Genomic DNA, 19,249 nt, shown 5'->3' on the forward strand with positions numbered 1-19,249 from the left:
TTTTAGCGCATGAAAAAAACATTACTCGCTCTCTTTCTGTTACTTTCGGTTGCTACATTTTCACAATTTAGTAAAACACATTACATACCGCCCTTATCAGGCTCAGATTTAATTGCTGCTCAAGATCAATTTCTATACATCTCTACACCAAGTACGACTCCCGTTAAAGTAAAAATTAACGCTATTGGAGCTGGTACTACTGAAATCACCGTATCTAAAAATGCTCCAATTGCTTATAATGTGGGGTTTGGTACAAATACACAACTGCATGCAGATCCTAGCCTTTTAAATACACCTATTTCGAATAGAGGTTTTATTATTGAGGCAGAAAGTTTGATTTATGTTGCTGCTAGAGTATTAGCGGGTGGTAACAATCAAGCAGGTTCTCTCGTATCCAAAGGACTTTCTGCCATTGGACAAGAATTTAGAGTTGGTGCTTATGTGAATACGCGAACAACTAATAATGCAGTTTTCCGCTATACTTTTATATCTGTATTAGCAACAGAAAACAACACTGTAGTAGAATTCGATGATATAAAAGAAGGGGTAACTTTAATAGGAAACCCAGGCGTAGGTAACACGCCTCCAAGTGTAACCTTAAATAGAGGGCAAAGTTATATTATAGCAACCGAAGATACTAGTTTAGCTAACAAAGATGGTCTAATAGGTGCATTAGTAAAGGCGGACAAACCCATAGTTATGAACTGTGGATCTTTTGGAGGAACTAATGGTGACGTAAATGGAAATCTAGATTTAGGTTTTGACCAGATTGTACCAGCCACTATTGTAGGACAAGAATATATTTTTGTACGTGGAGCAGGGCTAGATATAACAGAACGCCCACTTTTGGTCATACATGAAAACAACACAGATATTTATTTAAACGATAGTACCACTCCTTTTAATACAACACCATTAAATGCAGGTCAATATGTTATTCTTGATGGCACAAACTATTCTGCCAATGGTAGTTTATATGTACGAGCTACCAAAAAAGTATTTGCCTACCAAAGTGTTGGTGGTACAACGCAGGCTAATCAAGAGCTTTTCTTTGTACCCGCTTTAAATTGTTCAACTCCCAATATTGTAGATAATATTCCTTTTATAGAAGAAATAGGATCAAGAACATTCACTACAAATAGTGGGCTAAACATTGTTACCGAAAAAGGAGCAACAATTGAAATTGCGATCAATGGAATTCGTCAGCCAATTGGCGTTGCACCCCGAGACGTGGTTGGTAATCCTGGCTTCGAAACGTATTCCTTGTTTGGTTTAACGGGTAACATAGGCGTTTTTTCGACAAAACAAGTATATGTTTCGTATTTTGGTTCTAACAGTGCGGCTACTTACGGAGGTTACTACTCAGGCTTTGATATTAAACCCGAAGTTATTAGTGATGGAATCACTGCGACTGGATCCAGTTGTATACCAAACGTAACACTCAGTGTGAGTTCGCTGTCCTCTTATGATTCATTTGAATGGTTTTTCAATAATACGCCAATTCCAAATTCAAATTTCAATTTCTATAGGCCAACCCAACCAGGTTATTACCAAGTAAAAGGAAGTATTTCAGGTTGCTCCTCTCCTCCAGTATTTTCTGATTTAATACCAGTTAGCGCTTGTACCACTGACATGGACAACGATGGTACAAACGATAATATTGATGTTGACAACGACCAAGACGGAATCACAAATTGTACGGAGTCTTATGGAAACCTTGGTATTGACATTAGCAATCCAACTAGTGGAACTATCGTTATCGGTAATTACTCCAACTCTTTTACAGCAGCTACTACCACATCATCAACAGCAAGTTTAACTCCATTTACAGGAAAAAATGATGGAAGTTTTGTATCTGAAGTACTGGCTGGGAAAGGAAATTTTGTAACCTATACGACTAACTTTAACAAACCAATGACAGTTGGCATTAGGTATGTAAAAACGGCAAATAGTTCTGATTTAATGAACGCCGATGCAGAATACATCATCAACTCAGAAGTAAATAAAAACATTACAGTTTTAAACCCTACAGATCAACTTTTAATTGATACGAATTATGATGGTATTTATGAAAGTGGTGTCACTGAATTTTCTTCTTTCGAAATTCGATTTCGTCTTAAGAGTAATACGCCTTTAGCTGCAGGCACTGGTACTTTTCAGTTTTTAACTTACTTAGCCAATTCAATCAAATTCACCCACAAAAATCTGTCTGAAAGCAGTAGCAATAAATCTACATTTGAATTGTTTGCAGTTTGTGTTCCAAAAGATTCAGATGGCGATAGTACAGCGGATCAATTGGATGTTGATAGCGACAACGATGGTATTTCAGATCTAATCGAGGCACAAAACAATACTTTCAAACCTATTGCCAATGCTGATACCAATAAAAATGGTTTAGATAATGCTTTTGAACCAGGCTTTACTCCCTTTGATAACGACCAAGATGGTATTCCTGATTATTTAGATTTAGACAGTGACAATGATGGAATTCTTGACGCTGTAGAAACCGGAAACGACCTTGATGCTGATAGTGTGCGCAATTTTAGAGATCTAGATAGCGATAATGATTTATGTGCCGATGTAATTGAAGCAGGCTTTATTGATTCAAATAATGACGGTTTACTTGGTGGTGCACCTATTTTAGTAGACCCAAATGGTTTAGTTACAAGCGGAACTGGATATACAGCTCCAAATGCAAACTATTTGATAGCAGCACCAATTGTAATTAATACTCAACCTGTAGCTAACCCTACATGCGACATGCAAGGAACGACGATTTCAGTTGATGACAATGGTGGGAATACTTACCAGTGGCAAGTGAACACAAATGGAACAACTTGGAATACTATTTCGAATGGTGCAACCTACACCGGCGTTAACACCCGTAATTTACAAATTGTAAGTGTGAGTAATTCCATGAATGGTTTTAAATATCGTGTAATTTTAAACAAAATTGGTAACTCATGCGGATTAACATCTGATGAAACTACCCTAACCGTTTACTCTCTTCCGGTAGTAAACACGACTACAATCATTCAATGCGACGATGATTTGGATGCCATTACAACCTTTAACTTAACCGTGAAAAACACTGAGATATCGAGTAATGCCAGTAACGAAACTTTTACTTACTTCACCACTTTTAACGGCGCTACCACTGACGATCCATCAACTAAAATCAATACTCCAACTGCATTTACAAACACCATTCCAGCCAACATGTCGGTATGGACTCGTGTTCAAAATAGCAATTCTTGTTTTAGCGTAGCCGAAATTAAACTGCAAGTATTAGCCACACAAATACCAAATACTTTCCAAAGAAGTTTTGTGGTATGCGATGATTTTCTAGATAGTAACGGAGCAAATACAGCAGCAAATAATGACCGAGACGGTATTAGTGCATTTGACTTTAGTAGTACTGCAACCGAAATTCGAAATTTATTACCTGCTGGAAATTACACTGTAAATTTTTATAAAAATCAAGCAGATGCACTAGCTGAAACAAATGCAATTACCGATATTTCAAACTACAGAAATGTTGATTATCCTTATTCACAATTAATTTGGGGTCGAGTAGATAGTGATGTAAATAATGCTTGTTATGGTTTAGGTCCTTACGTTTCGCTAACTGTCGAAAAACTACCGACTGCAAATCCTGTTATAATCCCTAATCAATGTGATGACGATCAAGATGGTTCTTATGTTTTTGACACTTCTACATTAGAAACTAATCTTTTACAAGGCCAAACCAATGTAACAGTTTCTTATTTTGATACAAATGGAAATGTTTTACCGAGTCCATTTCCGGCAACATTTAGAACAGCAACACAAACAATTCGTGCAGTTGTCACTAATAATACATCAAATAAATGCGAAGATGAAACTTCAATTTCTTTTGTAGTTGACAAACTTCCACAAGCTTTTGCGGTACCTCTGGCATTAACAACAACGTGTGATGACGAAGCTGACCCTTTATTGCAAGACGGGCAGTTTGCCTTTAATACAACTGACATTGATCAAATCATTAGAGGAAATCAAACGGATATAACCGTGACCTATCTAGATGAAAATGGAGTAGCATTAACTAGTCCATTACCGAATCCTTTCATTACAAAAACACAAGAAATCACAGCAGTAGTTACTAACAATCAAAACACCACTTGTACAGCCACTACTGTATTACGTTTTGTTGTAAATCCGCTACCACCAATCGACCTAAATCTGGATGGTAAAGATGATCAGCTTGTATGCTCAAACATCCCTACATTTATGGTCGAACTTAATGCAGGATTACAAAATGGTTCATCAACTACTGATTATAATTACAAATGGTTTAAAGATAACGTGCTCCTACCATTAGAGACTAATTATACTATAAAAGTAAATACTGCGGGAACTTACAGCGTAGAAGTTGGTACTCCTGAGGGATGTTCTAGAACGAGAATTATCAAAGTAACTGCTTCGGACATTGCAACAATAAACAGCATCGAAATCGAAGATCTTACGGATATAAGTACGGTAATCATTAAAGTAAGCGGCTCAGGTGATTATCAATACAGCATTGATGATAGCGAAAGTCTTTATCAGGACAGTAATGAGTTTACCAATATTCCTCCAGGAATTCACGAAGTCTACGTTAAAGATAAAAATGGCTGTGGCGTGGTTAAAAAAATAATTGCAATAACTGGCGTACCAAAGTATTTTACCCCAAATGGTGATGGATATAATGATTTTTGGAATGTGAAAGGAATAAACAATGAATTTAATCCCAACACAATCATTTATATTTTTGATCGCTATGGCAAATTAATCAAACAAGTTTTAGCAACTGGCCAAGGCTGGGATGGAACTTTTGCGGGACAACCCATGCCATCTGATGATTATTGGTACACTGTAAAACTACAAGACGGAAGGGAAATAAAAGGTCATTTTAGTTTAAAAAGATAATCCTTAAAACTCTTTAAACGTAAAGCTATTCACGATTTAAAGTAAGAGAACGTTGTATACAAAGACGGACTATTACTTTAAATCGTGTTATAAATAAAATATCAATGAAGAATTATATCAAATATCTCGCAATGTTTATATTGATTTTAGGATCAATGACGAGTGAGTGTTTCCCTAATTCTGAATTCAGCTCGAGTTCCTATTTTCAAGGCTTTTATCTCAAAAAAGTATTCTAGCAGAAAATCTAAAAGGAACAAAATTTCTTTTTAACGCCATTCATGATGTAAAATCAAGCTTCAAAATTACCTTTGATATTAATCCCAAGTATCTTAATTCAGCTGATGCTACATATATTACCAAATTTAAATTCCAAAGCGTATTGTTTCAAACATTGAAACCTGTTCTGTATCAAAATCTATATCTAAAAGCATTATTTGATTTCACTAATTATACCCTTTTAATTCCAAACATAGTTTGAAATTCATTTTTAAATCTTTTCTATGATTTAAGAAAATAAAAAGGTGTTTAATTAAACGAAATAAAAATGCGTAAACTTAAAAATACAAGTAGCTCAACTACTTGTAAAAGAATAATTACTAGAATCAAAAAGAAAACAATTGTAATACTTACAGCAATAATGCTTGGATTTGCAATGGGATTCCATGAAAATGAAAGCGTAATTCATAAAAACTCAAAACAATCAGAATGGCAAAATAAAAAAGAATAAAAATTTAAAAAGATAATTCAAGTTTCTTATAACTATTTATCTTCATAAAAGTAGATTTTCTTATACCCCTGATGGGAACGGCATCCTTTTATAACACCCCTTTTTTGGGGTGGTATAAAAGATATAGTGTACAGCAGGATTAGGTCCAAAAAAAAACCATCAACTTACGCTGATGGTTTTTATATACAATTCAAATAAATTAGATTTTAAATCTTTTTCTATCTGTTTCTGTTAAATATATTTTTCTTAAACGAATAGATTTTGGTGTAACCTCTACATATTCATCTTTTTGAATGTATTCTAACGCTTCCTCTAATGAGAAAATAATTGGAGGGATGATTCTAGCTTTGTCATCATTTCCAGATGAACGTACGTTAGATTGTTTTTTCTCTTTCGTTACGTTTACACACATATCGTCTCCACGAGAGTTTTCACCAATTACTTGACCTTCATAAATTTCAGCATTTGGCTCTACGAAAAACTTACCACGATCTTGTAATTTATCGATAGAGTAAGGAATTGCTTTTCCTTTTTCCATAGAGATTAATGAACCTTTGTTACGTCCAGCAATTTCTCCTTTGTAAGGCTCATATCCAATAAAACGGTGTGACATAATAGCTTCACCAGCAGTTGCAGTTAACAATTGGTTACGTAAACCAATGATTCCACGAGATGGAATATTGAATTTTACGATCATACGGTCACCTTTGGTTTCCATACTTAGCATTTCACCTTTACGTAATGTTACGAACTCAACCGCTCTACCTGATAGATTTTCTGGCAAATCAATAGTTAACTCTTCAATTGGTTCACATTTTTTACCATCAATTTCTTTGATGATAACTTGTGGTTGACCGATTTGTAATTCGTATCCTTCTCTTCTCATTGTTTCAATAAGAACAGACAAGTGAAGTACACCACGACCAAAAACCATGAACTTATCAGCAGAATCAGTTTCACCTAACTTCATAGCTAAGTTTTTCTCTAATTCTTTTGTCAAACGCTCTCTAATGTGTCTTGATGTTACAAATTTACCCTCTTTACCAAAGAAAGGAGAGTCATTAATTGTAAACAACATACTCATTGTAGGCTCGTCAATATCAATAGTTTTCAAACCTTCAGGGTTTTCATGGTCAGCGATAGTATCACCAATTTCAAAACCTTCAACACCAATAATAGCACAGATATCTCCAGCAATAACTTGCTCTACTTTTTTACGACCAAGACCTTCAAAAGTATGCAATTCTTTAATACGAGATTTAGAAATACTTCCGTCTCTTTTTACTAACGAGATTGGCATACCTTCTTTCAAGACGCCTCTTTCAAGACGACCAATAGCAATACGACCTGTAAAAGCAGAGAAATCTAAAGACGTGATCAACATTTGTGGAGTTCCTTCAGAAACTTTTGGTGCTGGTACGTTTTGGATAACCATATCTAATAATGGCTCAATATTTTGAGTTTGGTTTTCCCAGTGATCAGACATCCAGTTATTTTTAGCTGAACCATATACTGTTGGGAAATCAAGTTGCCATTCTTCAGCACCTAATTCAAACATCAAGTCAAAAACTTTTTCATGTACCTCCTCAGGAGTACAGTTTTCTTTATCAACTTTATTGATTACAACGCAAGGTTTAAGACCTAAATCAATTGCTTTTTGTAGTACAAAACGGGTTTGTGGCATTGGCCCTTCAAACGCATCTACAAGAAGACATACACCATCTGCCATGTTCAATACACGCTCTACCTCACCACCAAAATCGGCGTGACCAGGAGTGTCAATAATATTGATTTTTGTTCCTTTATAAGTAACCGATACGTTCTTAGAAGTAATTGTGATACCTCTTTCACGCTCTAAATCGTTATTATCAAGAATTAGATCACCTGTGTTTTCGTTGTCACGAAATAGTTGACAGTGATACATAATTTTGTCTACCAAAGTAGTCTTACCGTGATCGACGTGAGCAATAATTGCAATGTTTCTAATAGATTCCATCTGTGATTTTTAATGGGTGCAAAGGTACACTTTATTTTGAGATAAAAAATATTTATCCAATAGTTTACATATACTTAACCCATTACGAGCAAAAATCGACTGATTAAAGAAATAAGTTGAACACGAAACTTACTAGTTAATTAATTATTATTTATATTTGAGTAATGAAAAGCAAAACCAACCAAGTCATACTCATTTACATAATCATTTCGCTTTTTGTAGCAATTGTTAGCTACAGAATTGCTTGGCATTATATCCAACCTCAACACCTCTACCTCTACTCTTTTGCTAAAGATTGCATTTTTATAATACTGACAGGAATTCTTTTTCGATTCATTCTAGCCAAAAATGACAACCGTAGTATTGCTATTTTCAAACAGTTGAAAAAAACAAATGACGAAATAAGAGAGTCAAACGAAAAATATGACATTGTAGCTAAAGCAACAAGTGACACTATCTGGGACTGGACACTCGAAGATGATAATTTTACATGGAATAAAGGAATTGAATCTGTATTTGGCTATCAAATTAACGAGGTCGGAAACACATCAACTTGGTGGTTTGACAAAATTCATCCCGAAGACAGCATTAAAATGTCAATTAGGCTTTACTCGTTCATTGAGCAGAAAACTGAGAAATGGCAAGATCAATACCGATTCAAATGTGCTGATAACACATATAAATATGTATTAGACCGCGGTTTTTTAATCAAAGATGAATCAGGCAAAGTAACAAGAATGATTGGGGCCATACAAGATATCACCAAACAAAAAGAAGAAGAACAAAGACTCAAACTCCTAGAGACCGTTATTACACAATCAAAAGATTCTGTTTTAATCACAGAAGCACACTCGGATAAAAATCAAATTCCAAACATCATTTATACCAATCCCGCCTTTAGCCAAATGACAGGATACACAAGCGAAGAAATGTTTGGCAAAGCACCTAACTTTTTTAATAGTCCAAAATCAGACCTAGAAGCGCTACAAACTATTTTAAATGCTATCGCCAAAAAAGAAGAATGCTTAATAGAAACCTTAAGTCTTTCTAAAAATAAAGAAGAATATTGGATTCGTCTTTCAATGATACCTGTTTTTAATACTGAAAACGAAATCTCGCATTGGATTTCGATCCAAAGGGACATTAGCGACGATAAAAAACGTGAAAAAGAAAAGGAACAACTAATTAGAGAATTAACGCAAAACAATAAAGACTTAAAACAATTCTCCTACATCACGTCGCACAACTTAAGAGCCCCATTATCCAACCTCACCGGATTACTCAATTTACTGGAAGACATGCCAATTGAGAATCAAGAACTTCAAGAGATCCTAACAGGATTCAGTAAATCAACCCATTTACTAAACGAAACCATCAACGATCTCGTTAAAGTTATCATTATTAAAGATAATCCTTCCATTAAAAAAGAGGACATTCAAATTGCTGATATTTTTGAAAATGTTTTCAGCCAACTCAGCTTTCAAATTGAATTATACAAACCGATTATAAAATTAAACTTTGCAAATGTTTCAATAATCAATACCAACAAAGCGTATATTGAAAGTATTTTGCTAAATTTACTATCAAATTCTATTAAATACAAGTCAGAAGACAGAAAATTAAAAATCACAATAGCTTCACAAAAAACTGATGAAGGTATTTTATTACTATTTAAAGATAATGGAATCGGTATCGATTTAGATCAGCACAGAAATAAAGTATTTGGCTTGTACCAAAGATTTCATAATTACCCAGACAGCAAAGGACTTGGTTTATACTTGGTAAAATCGCAAATAGAAACGATGGGAGGATCAATTGAAATTGAAAGCGAAGTAAACAAAGGAACCACCTTTACATTAATATTTAAAAACAAAAACTAATGTTAAATCAAATTCTATTTATTGATGACGATCCCATTACACTGATGCTATGCAAAAAAGTAATAGCCCGAGCTGACTTTTGCCACGAAATTATAACATCATCTAACGGAGAGGAAGCATTGCAACATTTCACTGCAATGAAAAAAAATAGAGATATAATTCGTCCAGACCTCATTTTTCTTGATCTAAACATGCCTATTATGGGTGGTTGGGAGTTCTTGAATTATTTCGAAAAAATAGAATTTTCAGAATTTAAAACAATAAAAGTGGTAGTATTATCATCAACCATTGACCCCGAAGATTTAGAAAAATCAAAGCAATACGAAATGGTTATCGATTTTTTACCAAAACCAATTAGCACACAAATGCTAACCTACCTATCTGACAAAATGGGTTTTTAATCCAACAAGGCAACACCATTCAATTAAAATAAAAACACTTCAAATATAACAGAAAACAAAAAAGCCTCACAAATGTGAGGCTTTTTTGTAATTGTATATCTTAAACTATAGTTTTGAAACTAATTTAGTTAATTTAGATTTCAAGTTAGAAGCTTTGTTATCATGAATGATATTCTTTTTAGCTAACTTATCAATCATTGAAATTACACTTGACAATTTTGCACTAGCATCAGATTTATCAGTAGCCAATCTCAACGCTTTAATCGCGTTACGAGTTGTTTTGTGTTGGTATCTGTTTAATACTCTTTTCTTTTCGTTACTTCTAATTCTCTTTAGAGCTGATTTATGATTTGCCATTTTATTGCTTTTTTTATCTTTTTGTTATTTTTTTTTTTAGTCTTTGTTAAATAACTCAAAAGCTATTTTAAATAAACAGAGTATCAAGACTCAAAAACTCTGTTCTAACACTAAACTAAGAAAAAGTAGTAGCCCGTAGCGGAATCGAACCGCTCTTACATGGATGAAAACCATGCGTCCTAACCGATAGACGAACGGGCCATTATTCTAATTAAAGTTTAGAAAACTTATTGCCGTAAAAAAGTAGTAGCCCGTAGCGGAATCGAACCGCTCTTACATGGATGAAAACCATGCGTCCTAACCGATAGACGAACGGGCCTTGCTTCTCTAATGCGGATGCAAAAATACAACTATTTTTAGAACGCACAATAGGTTCTGCATTTTTTTTTATTTTTTTTTAATACGCCTTCGCAAAGAGCACTCTTCCCGCCGATGGCGCACCTGTAAGCACACAAACCCCCTCTTCTTTCTCTTGATCAAGAGGCACACATCGGATGGTTGCTTTAGTTAAATCTTTTATTTTTTCTTCGGTAGCCGCAGTACCATCCCAATGGGCTGATACAAATCCTCCTTTAGTCTCTAAAATCTCTTTAAACTCATCAAAATTAGAAACTTTTGTAATATGCGTATTTCTGTACTCTAAAGCTTTACCAAACAAATCGGCTTGAATTTGCGCCAATAAGTCCTGGATATAATCTTCAATTCCCTCACTTGAAACAATTGTTTTAGTCAGCGTATCGCGACGCGCTACTTCAAAAGTACCATTTTCAAGATCTTTAGGACCTACTGCTATACGAACCGGAACCCCTTTTAATTCCCACTCTGCAAATTTAAACCCAGGTTTTTGAGTAGTTCTATCGTCAAATTTGACAGTAATATTTAATTTTCGCAATGCCAGAACTAAGCTATTCACTGACTCTTTGATAGTAACTAACTGCTCATCACTCCTGTATATTGGCACAATTACCACTTGAATTGGTGCTAAACTTGGTGGCAATACCAAACCTTGATCATCTGAATGAGTCATCACTAACGCCCCCATTAAGCGCGTAGAAACACCCCAAGATGTTCCCCAAACATACTCTTGTTTTCCCTCAGCAGTAGCAAATTTAACATCAAAAGCTTTTGCAAAGTTTTGACCTAAAAAGTGCGATGTACCAGCTTGTAATGCTTTTCCATCTTGCATCAACGCCTCTATACAATAGGTTTCTTCAGCACCTGCAAAACGCTCTGTTTCTGTTTTTATTCCTTTAACTACAGGAATAGCCATAAATCCTTCCACAAAATCAGCATACACATTCATCATTTTTTCGGACTCTTCAACAGCTTCTGCTCGCGTTGCGTGCGCCGTATGACCTTCTTGCCATAAAAACTCGGCTGTTCTCAAAAACAAACGTGTTCTCATTTCCCAACGCACTACATTTGCCCACTGATTTATCAATAATGGCAAATCTCTATACGATTGCACCCAACCTTTATAAGTAGACCAAATAATAGCTTCACTCGTAGGTCTAACTATCAATTCTTCTTCTAATTTTGCATTTGGATCAACGATAAGTTTTCCTGGTTTCTCAGGATCATTTTTTAATCTATAATGTGTAACCACTGCACATTCTTTTGCAAAACCTTCGGCATTCTTCTCTTCAGCCTCGAACATGCTTTTGGGTACAAACAACGGAAAATATGCGTTTTGATGACCTGTTTCTTTAAACATTCGATCTAATTCAGCTTGCATCTTTTCCCATATCGCATAGCCGTACGGTTTAATAACCATACAACCTCTAACCCCTGAATTTTCGGCTAAATCAGCTTTTACAACCAATTCATTATACCATTTCGAATAATCTTCCGCTCTTGTAGTTATGTTCTTACTCATACTGAATAGTTTGGCACAAATATTGCTCTGTTAATTTAAAATAAATAGTTCAGCAAAACTAACTATTTTTGTAATGTGCAACAATAAAATCTCCATATATATGAAAACTAGTACTCTTACTTTAAAAAATCGTGCGCTGCTATCCTCCATGGGGATTTGGTGCATTTTATTTGCATCTTGTGGCTCATATCAAAACAGCTCTTACTACGATTCAGATGGTATTTATGGCGCAACTTACGAGCGTGCACCTGAAACAAAAGTAGTAGTGGATAATAGTAGTCCGTACAAAGACTACTTTAGTTCTTTACAAAACAATGATCAAAAGGTAACTATTTTTACAGATGTAGATAGCTACAATTCATACGATACAGAAAATGATTCTATCGCCAATAACAGCTATCCTGGATGGGGCAACAATCCTCAAACCGTTGACATAAACATCTACAACAATGGTTGGGGTGCTAATAATTGGGGATGGAATGGCGGTTTTGGATGGAACAATTGGGGATGGAACAATAATTTCGGTTGGGGTGGATACCCAGGTTGGGGATGGAACAATTGGGGATGGAACAACAATTTTGGTTGGGGTGGATATCCTGGCTGGGGATGGAATACCGGTTTTGGTTGGAACGCCGGTTTTGGTTGGAACAATTGGTACGGAAACAACTGGGGCTATACCACAGCATACAACAATCAGGCATATACACGCAATGCGGGACGAAGAGGATCTTATATTACTACGGCAAATAATTCTGGACGAAGCGTAAACGCTTACAGCCGAAGCGCTACTATTAATAATGGAAGAAGAAGCGGTGAAACTTTAAATAGAAATGGTGAAACTTTAAATAGAAACAACACCACAACTTTTGGTCGAGGCTCAGCAACAAGATTTAGCAGAACAAACCAGACCCCTACACAAAATGAATCCCGCAGCAATACAGGAACTAATCGCAGAGGCTCCTACAACACTCAAAACCAAAGCGAAACAAGAACACATACACCGTCAAGAGCCGAAAATAGCAGTCGCTCTTACACCCCTAGCTCAAGCTCTTCAAGAGGTGGAGGTGGTAGCTACGGCGGTGGCGGTGGCGGAAGATCGACTGGAGGCGGCGGCCGAGGTGGCCGAGGTTAAAATTTATAAGTAAACAAAATAGATATAAACAAATCTTTGATTTAGATGAAAAAATATTTTTTAGTAGCAGTTATGGGGCTTACCGCAATTGCTACGCAAGCACAAGAGGTAGGAGATGCATTGCGCTACTCCCAGGATAATCTAACAGGAACAGCGCGGTTTAGAGCAATGAGCGGAGCATTTGGAGCACTTGGAGGTGATCTATCCTCCTTAAATGTGAATCCTGCTGGTTCATCAATATTTGCAAATAATCAAATGACTGTTACCTTAAGCAACTTTAATAACAAAAATAATTCAACTTACTTTGGCGAAACTAACGCAGAGAAAACCAATACATTCGACTTGAATCAAGCTGGAGCAGTTTTTATTTTTGGGTCAAAAAACAATGACAATTGGAAAAAAATTGCAATTGGTGTTAATTACGAAAACACAAATAATTTTGATAATGGTGTTTTTTCAGCTGGAACCAATCCAACTAATTCGATAGATCAATATTTCTTAGCATTTGCAAACAGAGGTAACAATGGAGCTCCAGTACCACAGCAATTTGTTAACCGAGAACCCGGAGAAACAATAAGTGATTTGTACTCTTTTTTAGGAAGTAATTTACCCAACAATCAATTTCCTGGACTTAATGGTTTTGATGCGCAGCAAGCGTTTCTTGGTTTTCAAGGTTTTTTATTGGATGCCGTTGATGAAAACAATGAAAATTCGGCTTATTTATCAAATGTTCCTGGAGGTGGAAACTATTTCCAAACCAACGAAGTATACAGCACAGGATACAATGGTAAATTATCTTTTAATTTATCTACCTCTTACAAAGATAAATTCTATTTTGGACTTAATCTAAATTCCCACTTTACTGACTATACCAAATCATCTTCATTTACAGAACGCAACAATGCAGCTTTATCAAGTAACTATACCGTTTCAAGATTAAGATTCAACAATGACTTGAATACCTACGGAACTGGATTTTCATTTCAATTAGGAGCAATAGCTAAATTGACCAAGGAAATTCGTGTAGGACTAGCGTACGAATCTTCGACTTGGTATAATTTAACGGATGAATTATCTCAAAGTTTAACGGTAGTAAGCGCAAATACAAGTGGTGAATTGCCTGCTGATATTATTGCACCGCAAGTGATCAACGTATACGAACCTTATAAATTGCAAACACCAAGTAGAGTAACAGGAAGTTTCGCCTATGTATTTGGAAAAAAAGGATTAATAAGTATTGATTATGCTTTAAAAAACTACGGTAGTACTCAATTTAAACCTGCTAATGATTTCTTTTTTAATTCATTAAACAACGAAATGAGTCGCACACTGGACACTAGTGGAGAACTTCGCATTGGAGGCGAGTACAAAATAGAACGTTTGAGCCTAAGAGGTGGTTATCGTTACGAACAAAGTCCTTACGTTGACAATACTACTATTGGCGACCTAAATGGATTTTCGGCTGGATTGGGTTATAATTTCGGATCAACTAAAGTCGATCTAGCATATGCATACGCCAAAAGAAATACACAGCAAGGTTTTTTTAATCAAGGATTTACAGATGGCGCTAGCATTGACGCTATAAACAACACCGTTTCGCTAACGTTATTATTCGAATTATAAAAAGATCTATCATATAAATGAAATCCGTTTCAGTAATTGAAACGGATTTTTTTTTAATCAATATAACCTTTTATAAATCCTTACTTGAAGACAACATCTAAAAATTGAAAAAAACAGTAAAAAATAGCTGTTTGAATAAAAAAGTGTAATTTTGCAAAATTCCTAAAATATCAGGATTCTAATGTTATGAGAACGAAATCTTTAAAAAAGAACAAAATAAACGTAATTACCCTAGGGTGTTCAAAAAATGTGTATGATAGTGAAGTCCTTATGGGTCAACTTCGCGCCAATGGAAAAGAAGTAACACATGAAGCTGCAGCAGCTGATGAAGGCAATATTATCGTGATTAACACTTGTGGTTTTATAGACAATGCAAAAGCAGAATCGGTTAATATGATCTTGGAATATGCCGATAAAAAAGAAAAAGGATTAGTAGACAAAGTATTTGTAACCGGATGCCTTTCAGAAAGATACCGCCCAGATTTAGAAAAAGAAATCCCAAATGTGGATCAATTTTTTGGAACTACAGAACTGCCTCAACTATTAAAAGCACTTGGCGCCGATTACAAACATGAATTACTAGGAGAGCGATTAACTACTACTCCAAAAAACTATGCCTATCTAAAAATTTCTGAAGGATGTGATAGACCATGTAGTTTTTGTGCTATTCCTTTAATGCGTGGAAAAAATGTTTCACAAACTATTGAAAAACTAGTTAAAGAAGCAGAAGGTTTGGCAAGAGACGGCGTTAAAGAATTGATTTTAATTGCACAAGATTTAACTTATTACGGACTAGATTTATACAAAAAAAGAGCTTTAGGCGATTTACTTGAGGCACTTGTTAAAGTAGAAGGAATTGAGTGGATTCGTTTGCATTACGCCTTCCCTACTGGATTTCCAATGGAAGTTTTGGAAATCATGAAACGAGAGCCAAAAATTTGTAACTATATTGACATCCCTTTGCAGCACATCGCAGATTCGGTTTTAAAATCAATGCGAAGAGGTACTACACGAGAAAAAACTACTAAACTATTAAAAGACTTTCGTGCAGCTGTGCCAGGAATGGCCATCAGAACAACATTAATTGTAGGATATCCTGGTGAAACTCAAGAAGACTTCAATATTTTGAAAGAATTTGTTCAAGAAATGAAATTTGACAGGATGGGTTGTTTTGCTTATTCACATGAAGAGAACACACACGCCTACTTACTTGAAGATGACGTTCCCGATCAAGTAAAACAAGATCGCGCTAACGAAATTATGGAATTGCAATCGCAAATTTCTTGGGACTTAAATCAAGAAAAAATCGGACAAACCTACAAATGTATTATTGACAGAAAAGAAGGTGCTCACTTTGTTGGCCGAACAGAATTTGACAGTCCTGATGTAGATAACGAAGTATTAATCGATGCATCTAAGCACTATTTAAAAACAGGGGAATTCGCGATGATAAAAATCACAGAAGCAACTGAATTTGATTTATACGGAGAACCAGCATAACGTTTATCTTTTAAAAACAACACCTATGAAAGCAGTTTTTTATGGAATCGCAATAGTTACGACCTTATTGTTTTCGAACGAAATTTCAGCACAATACGGGTACGGAAATGGGTATGGAAACGGCTATGGTATGAATAGACGAATGGCTGGTGGTATGGACCAAAACAGACAACCAGACAAACCGAAAGAAATTCCGGTAGAGGTAACTGTAGCAAAACTCATGGAACGTTTGACACCAGATCTTTCATTGGATGAATTACAAGCTATTGCGATAAGTAATATCATAACGGAAAGTATGAAAGAGCAAGGTATTTTACTAAAAGCCGAAGTCTCTCAGGAAGAAAAATCGAATAACATAAAAGTGCTTTCTGAAACCACTAACCGAAAGATCAATGATTTACTAAATCCAGATCAAAAAGAAAAATTCAAGGCTCTCAACAGTGAGCCAAGGGGTTCTAAAAAAGTAAAAAATAAAAAGAAAGCAGAGGAGCAATAGTTCCTGATGTACAAAATCAGCTCGTTTAATTATGAAAATTACCCTGTATTATTTCCTTTTGCTTGTGCTGTTTTTTTCTTGTGCACCGAAACCTTTTCCCGCCAACGAAAAAACATATGACACAAATTTAACAACCCTAAAGGAAACCATTTCAAATAAAGAAGCTCAGACGTTACCATTGATTCCGTTTGTACCAATTCCGATTGATACACTGTACAGACAACAACTTCATACCTACAAGGATACTTTATTCAAAATGAATGCAGCTAGTTTACAAAATGGCATTAGTACAGAATGGGTTAGCTCTGTAAATTTCAATCTTCGCAAACCCAATTTTGTAATTATTCATCATACAGCACAAGATTCGCTGCCGCAAACGATAAAAACTTTTACAAAAACAACTACTCAAGTAAGCGCACATTACGTAATTGGAGACGACGGAAAAGTGGTTCAAATGCTAAATGATTACTTAAGAGCTTGGCATGCCGGAAATGGCTCTTGGGGCAAGAACACTGATTTAAATTCATGTTCGATAGGTATTGAGTTAGACAATAACGGTACAGAACCTTTCTCAGAAATGCAAATCAATAGCCTACTAGCGCTATTGACCAAACTAAAAAAAGACTACAATATACCGCAACAAAATTTTATTGGCCATGCCGATGTAGCACCCTCTCGAAAAAAAGATCCAAGTGCTTTGTTTCCTTGGAAAATTCTTGCTGAAAAAGGTTTTGGATTATGGCCAGACGAGTTTTTGATGACAGCTCCTATCGATTTCAATCCTGAACTAGGACTACGATTAATAGGCTATGATACTAAAAATTTGGCCGCCGCAGTGACAGCTTTTAAATTGCATTACATACAAAACGAAGTCAATAACTTTTTGGATCCAAAAACAATAAACACCATTTACTCCATCTACAAGCAACAGTAAAAAGGAAATCGTGTTTTTTTAAAACAAAAAACTGCCAAGAATAGTTGTTCCTTGGCAGTTAAAAAAAAAAAAATTAAAACGTATAAGTTGTAGCTAGCAGAGCGTATGCTGTAAGTCCCTTTGGAGCAGCAGCACTATTCGTAAATATATCTTCTGAGGCAGTATCTACTCTAAACTCAGGAATAATGGTTAAGTTACCTACTTTGTAATTCAGCGATAAAGTATTCCCAACTACGGAAGTACCTGATAATAATCCTAGTGCCGGCGTAGCATCTTTTGCATCTAAATACTCCAATCTGTAAGCAAGATTTAGTGATTCTTTCAATGAAAAAGTTGCATAACCTACCAATGAAAACCATTCACCATCAACATCACTATCCAAATCATCTTTTGTCATTGCATAGGTTCCATTAAAACCAAGAGAAAAAGAATCACTTACTTTTTTTGTACCCACAAAATCAAATTGTGTTTTATTTTCAGTAGATGAAGGATTACTACTGCCGGAGGTTACGTTAAAAAAGGCACTGCCTGTATCTCCTGCATAAGCCAATTGGCCAATAAATGTTTTTTGAGACGAACCCGCTTCAATAGCAGTTTTAAAATCAGTTGGATTTGAAATTCCCGCCATAAAACTAAATTTACCAGAGGTATATTGGGCTTTGATACCCGTATTAAAGAACGGACCGTATGTAAATGCATACGACATACTATAGTTTTTATTATCAACTGCATCTACCAATTCATAACCCAAATGAGTTCCAAAACTACCCGCAGTAACTTTAAACTTATCTGAAAACTCATAAGTAAAATTCAATTGTTTAATCATAAAACTAGTAGCTTCGTCATTATAAGTAAACTGTGCTGCTCTGTTGCCAAAACCTAAGTCTACAAAAACTGAGGCCTTTCCCATTTTATGCGAGGCCTCGATAGAAGCCATTCCTAATTCAAAAGAATTATGTGAATTTGTAAAGCTTGTTAAACTGTTATCCACTTTAGCAAAATCATATTTGTAATAAGCATCTGCAGAACCAGCAAAAGTTGTTGCAGGTGTAGTAGTGGTTTCTTGTGCAAAACAAGATAAGGATATAAATAACGAAACAATAATTGTGATTAGTTTTTTCATTTTTAGTTGGTTTTAATTAGTAATCAAGATTGGTAATCTTATGGATATGTTACTGCTATTACTGTCGCGAACCAATAGCAAAAAAGTATAAAAAAGAAAATAGTTCGATGCTATCTACTTGTGTTTTATGCTTTTATTTGAAGCGAATTTATTAACTTTTATTTATCAATAATTACGAATTAGAAGTTTTTTGACTGTCGGTATAGCAGAATTATGAATAACAGAAAATGAATAAAAATAAATAAGTATTCCCTATT

13 protein-coding genes and 2 tRNA genes are annotated in these 19,249 nt (G+C 35.2%); 9 read left to right on the forward strand and 6 right to left on the reverse strand.

Annotated features, from left to right (window positions below; translation table 11 throughout):
- Window positions 1–9 precede the first annotated feature (9 nt).
- Window positions 10–4,947 (forward strand): T9SS type B sorting domain-containing protein, encoded by a 4,938-nt coding sequence (locus KBJ98_RS05350; protein ID WP_210788607.1) that lies wholly within the window; start codon window positions 10–12, stop codon window positions 4,945–4,947.
- Window positions 4,948–5,491: 544 nt separating this feature from the next.
- Window positions 5,492–5,674 carry a hypothetical protein gene (locus KBJ98_RS05355; protein ID WP_210788608.1) on the forward strand — a complete coding sequence of 61 codons (183 nt, stop codon included), beginning with the start codon at window positions 5,492–5,494 and terminating at the stop codon, window positions 5,672–5,674.
- Window positions 5,675–5,873: 199 nt separating this feature from the next.
- Here the strand turns inward: KBJ98_RS05355 and typA are convergent, their stop codons facing one another.
- Window positions 5,874–7,670, reverse strand: a complete 1,797-nt coding sequence (typA, locus tag KBJ98_RS05360) for a translational GTPase TypA (RefSeq protein ID WP_210788609.1) — start codon at window positions 7,668–7,670, stop codon at window positions 5,874–5,876.
- A 164-nt stretch (window positions 7,671–7,834) separates the two neighbouring features.
- On the opposite strand from typA, the gene KBJ98_RS05365 reads away from it, so the two are divergent.
- Together KBJ98_RS05365 and KBJ98_RS05370 are read left to right on the forward strand one after the other, a co-directional pair.
- A complete protein-coding gene (locus tag KBJ98_RS05365) occupies window positions 7,835–9,550 on the forward strand; it encodes a PAS domain-containing sensor histidine kinase (protein ID WP_210788610.1) in 1,716 nt (571 codons plus the stop codon).
- The gene (locus KBJ98_RS05370) at window positions 9,550–9,951 is read left to right on the forward strand and encodes a response regulator (protein WP_210788611.1); all 402 of its coding nucleotides are present in this window, start codon (window positions 9,550–9,552) and stop codon (window positions 9,949–9,951) included. Before KBJ98_RS05365 ends, KBJ98_RS05370 begins: the two co-directional genes overlap by 1 nt.
- A gap of 105 nt (window positions 9,952–10,056) precedes the next feature.
- Here KBJ98_RS05370 and rpsT read toward each other — a convergent pair whose 3' ends face one another.
- The 4 genes from rpsT to proS form a co-directional block, all read right to left on the reverse strand.
- Entirely contained in the window at window positions 10,057–10,308 is a 252-nt protein-coding gene (rpsT, locus tag KBJ98_RS05375; protein WP_166135008.1) for a 30S ribosomal protein S20, read from the reverse strand.
- A gap of 129 nt (window positions 10,309–10,437) precedes the next feature.
- Window positions 10,438–10,509: transfer RNA gene (locus KBJ98_RS05380), tRNA-Glu, on the reverse strand.
- 46 nt (window positions 10,510–10,555) lie between these two features.
- Window positions 10,556–10,627, reverse strand: a tRNA-Glu gene (locus tag KBJ98_RS05385).
- 78 nt (window positions 10,628–10,705) lie between these two features.
- Window positions 10,706–12,184, reverse strand: a complete 1,479-nt coding sequence (proS, locus tag KBJ98_RS05390) for a proline--tRNA ligase (RefSeq protein ID WP_210788612.1) — start codon at window positions 12,182–12,184, stop codon at window positions 10,706–10,708.
- A gap of 100 nt (window positions 12,185–12,284) precedes the next feature.
- On the opposite strand from proS, the gene KBJ98_RS05395 reads away from it, so the two are divergent.
- The 5 genes from KBJ98_RS05395 (at window position 12,285) to KBJ98_RS05415 (ending at window position 17,869) form a co-directional block, all read left to right on the forward strand.
- Entirely contained in the window at window positions 12,285–13,316 is a 1,032-nt protein-coding gene (locus KBJ98_RS05395) for a hypothetical protein (protein WP_210788613.1), read from the forward strand.
- Between the two features lie 45 nt (window positions 13,317–13,361).
- Entirely contained in the window at window positions 13,362–14,939 is a 1,578-nt protein-coding gene (locus KBJ98_RS05400) for an OmpP1/FadL family transporter (RefSeq protein WP_210788614.1), read from the forward strand.
- Between the two features lie 186 nt (window positions 14,940–15,125).
- A complete protein-coding gene (gene rimO / locus KBJ98_RS05405) occupies window positions 15,126–16,439 on the forward strand; it encodes a 30S ribosomal protein S12 methylthiotransferase RimO (RefSeq protein WP_210788615.1) in 1,314 nt (437 codons plus the stop codon).
- A 25-nt stretch (window positions 16,440–16,464) separates the two neighbouring features.
- The gene (locus tag KBJ98_RS05410; protein WP_210788616.1) at window positions 16,465–16,935 is read left to right on the forward strand and encodes a hypothetical protein; all 471 of its coding nucleotides are present in this window, start codon (window positions 16,465–16,467) and stop codon (window positions 16,933–16,935) included.
- A gap of 31 nt (window positions 16,936–16,966) precedes the next feature.
- Window positions 16,967–17,869 carry an N-acetylmuramoyl-L-alanine amidase gene (locus KBJ98_RS05415; protein WP_210788617.1) on the forward strand — a complete coding sequence of 301 codons (903 nt, stop codon included), beginning with the start codon at window positions 16,967–16,969 and terminating at the stop codon, window positions 17,867–17,869.
- A 73-nt stretch (window positions 17,870–17,942) separates the two neighbouring features.
- Here the strand turns inward: KBJ98_RS05415 and KBJ98_RS05420 are convergent, their stop codons facing one another.
- Complete coding sequence (locus tag KBJ98_RS05420) at window positions 17,943–18,992, reverse strand: outer membrane beta-barrel protein (protein ID WP_210788618.1); 1,050 nt, start codon at window positions 18,990–18,992, stop codon at window positions 17,943–17,945.
- Window positions 18,993–19,249: the final 257 nt, after the last annotated feature.

Origin of the sequence: Flavobacterium erciyesense (assembly GCF_018069925.1) — a bacterium.
Lineage (GTDB): Bacteria > Bacteroidota > Bacteroidia > Flavobacteriales > Flavobacteriaceae > Flavobacterium > Flavobacterium erciyesense.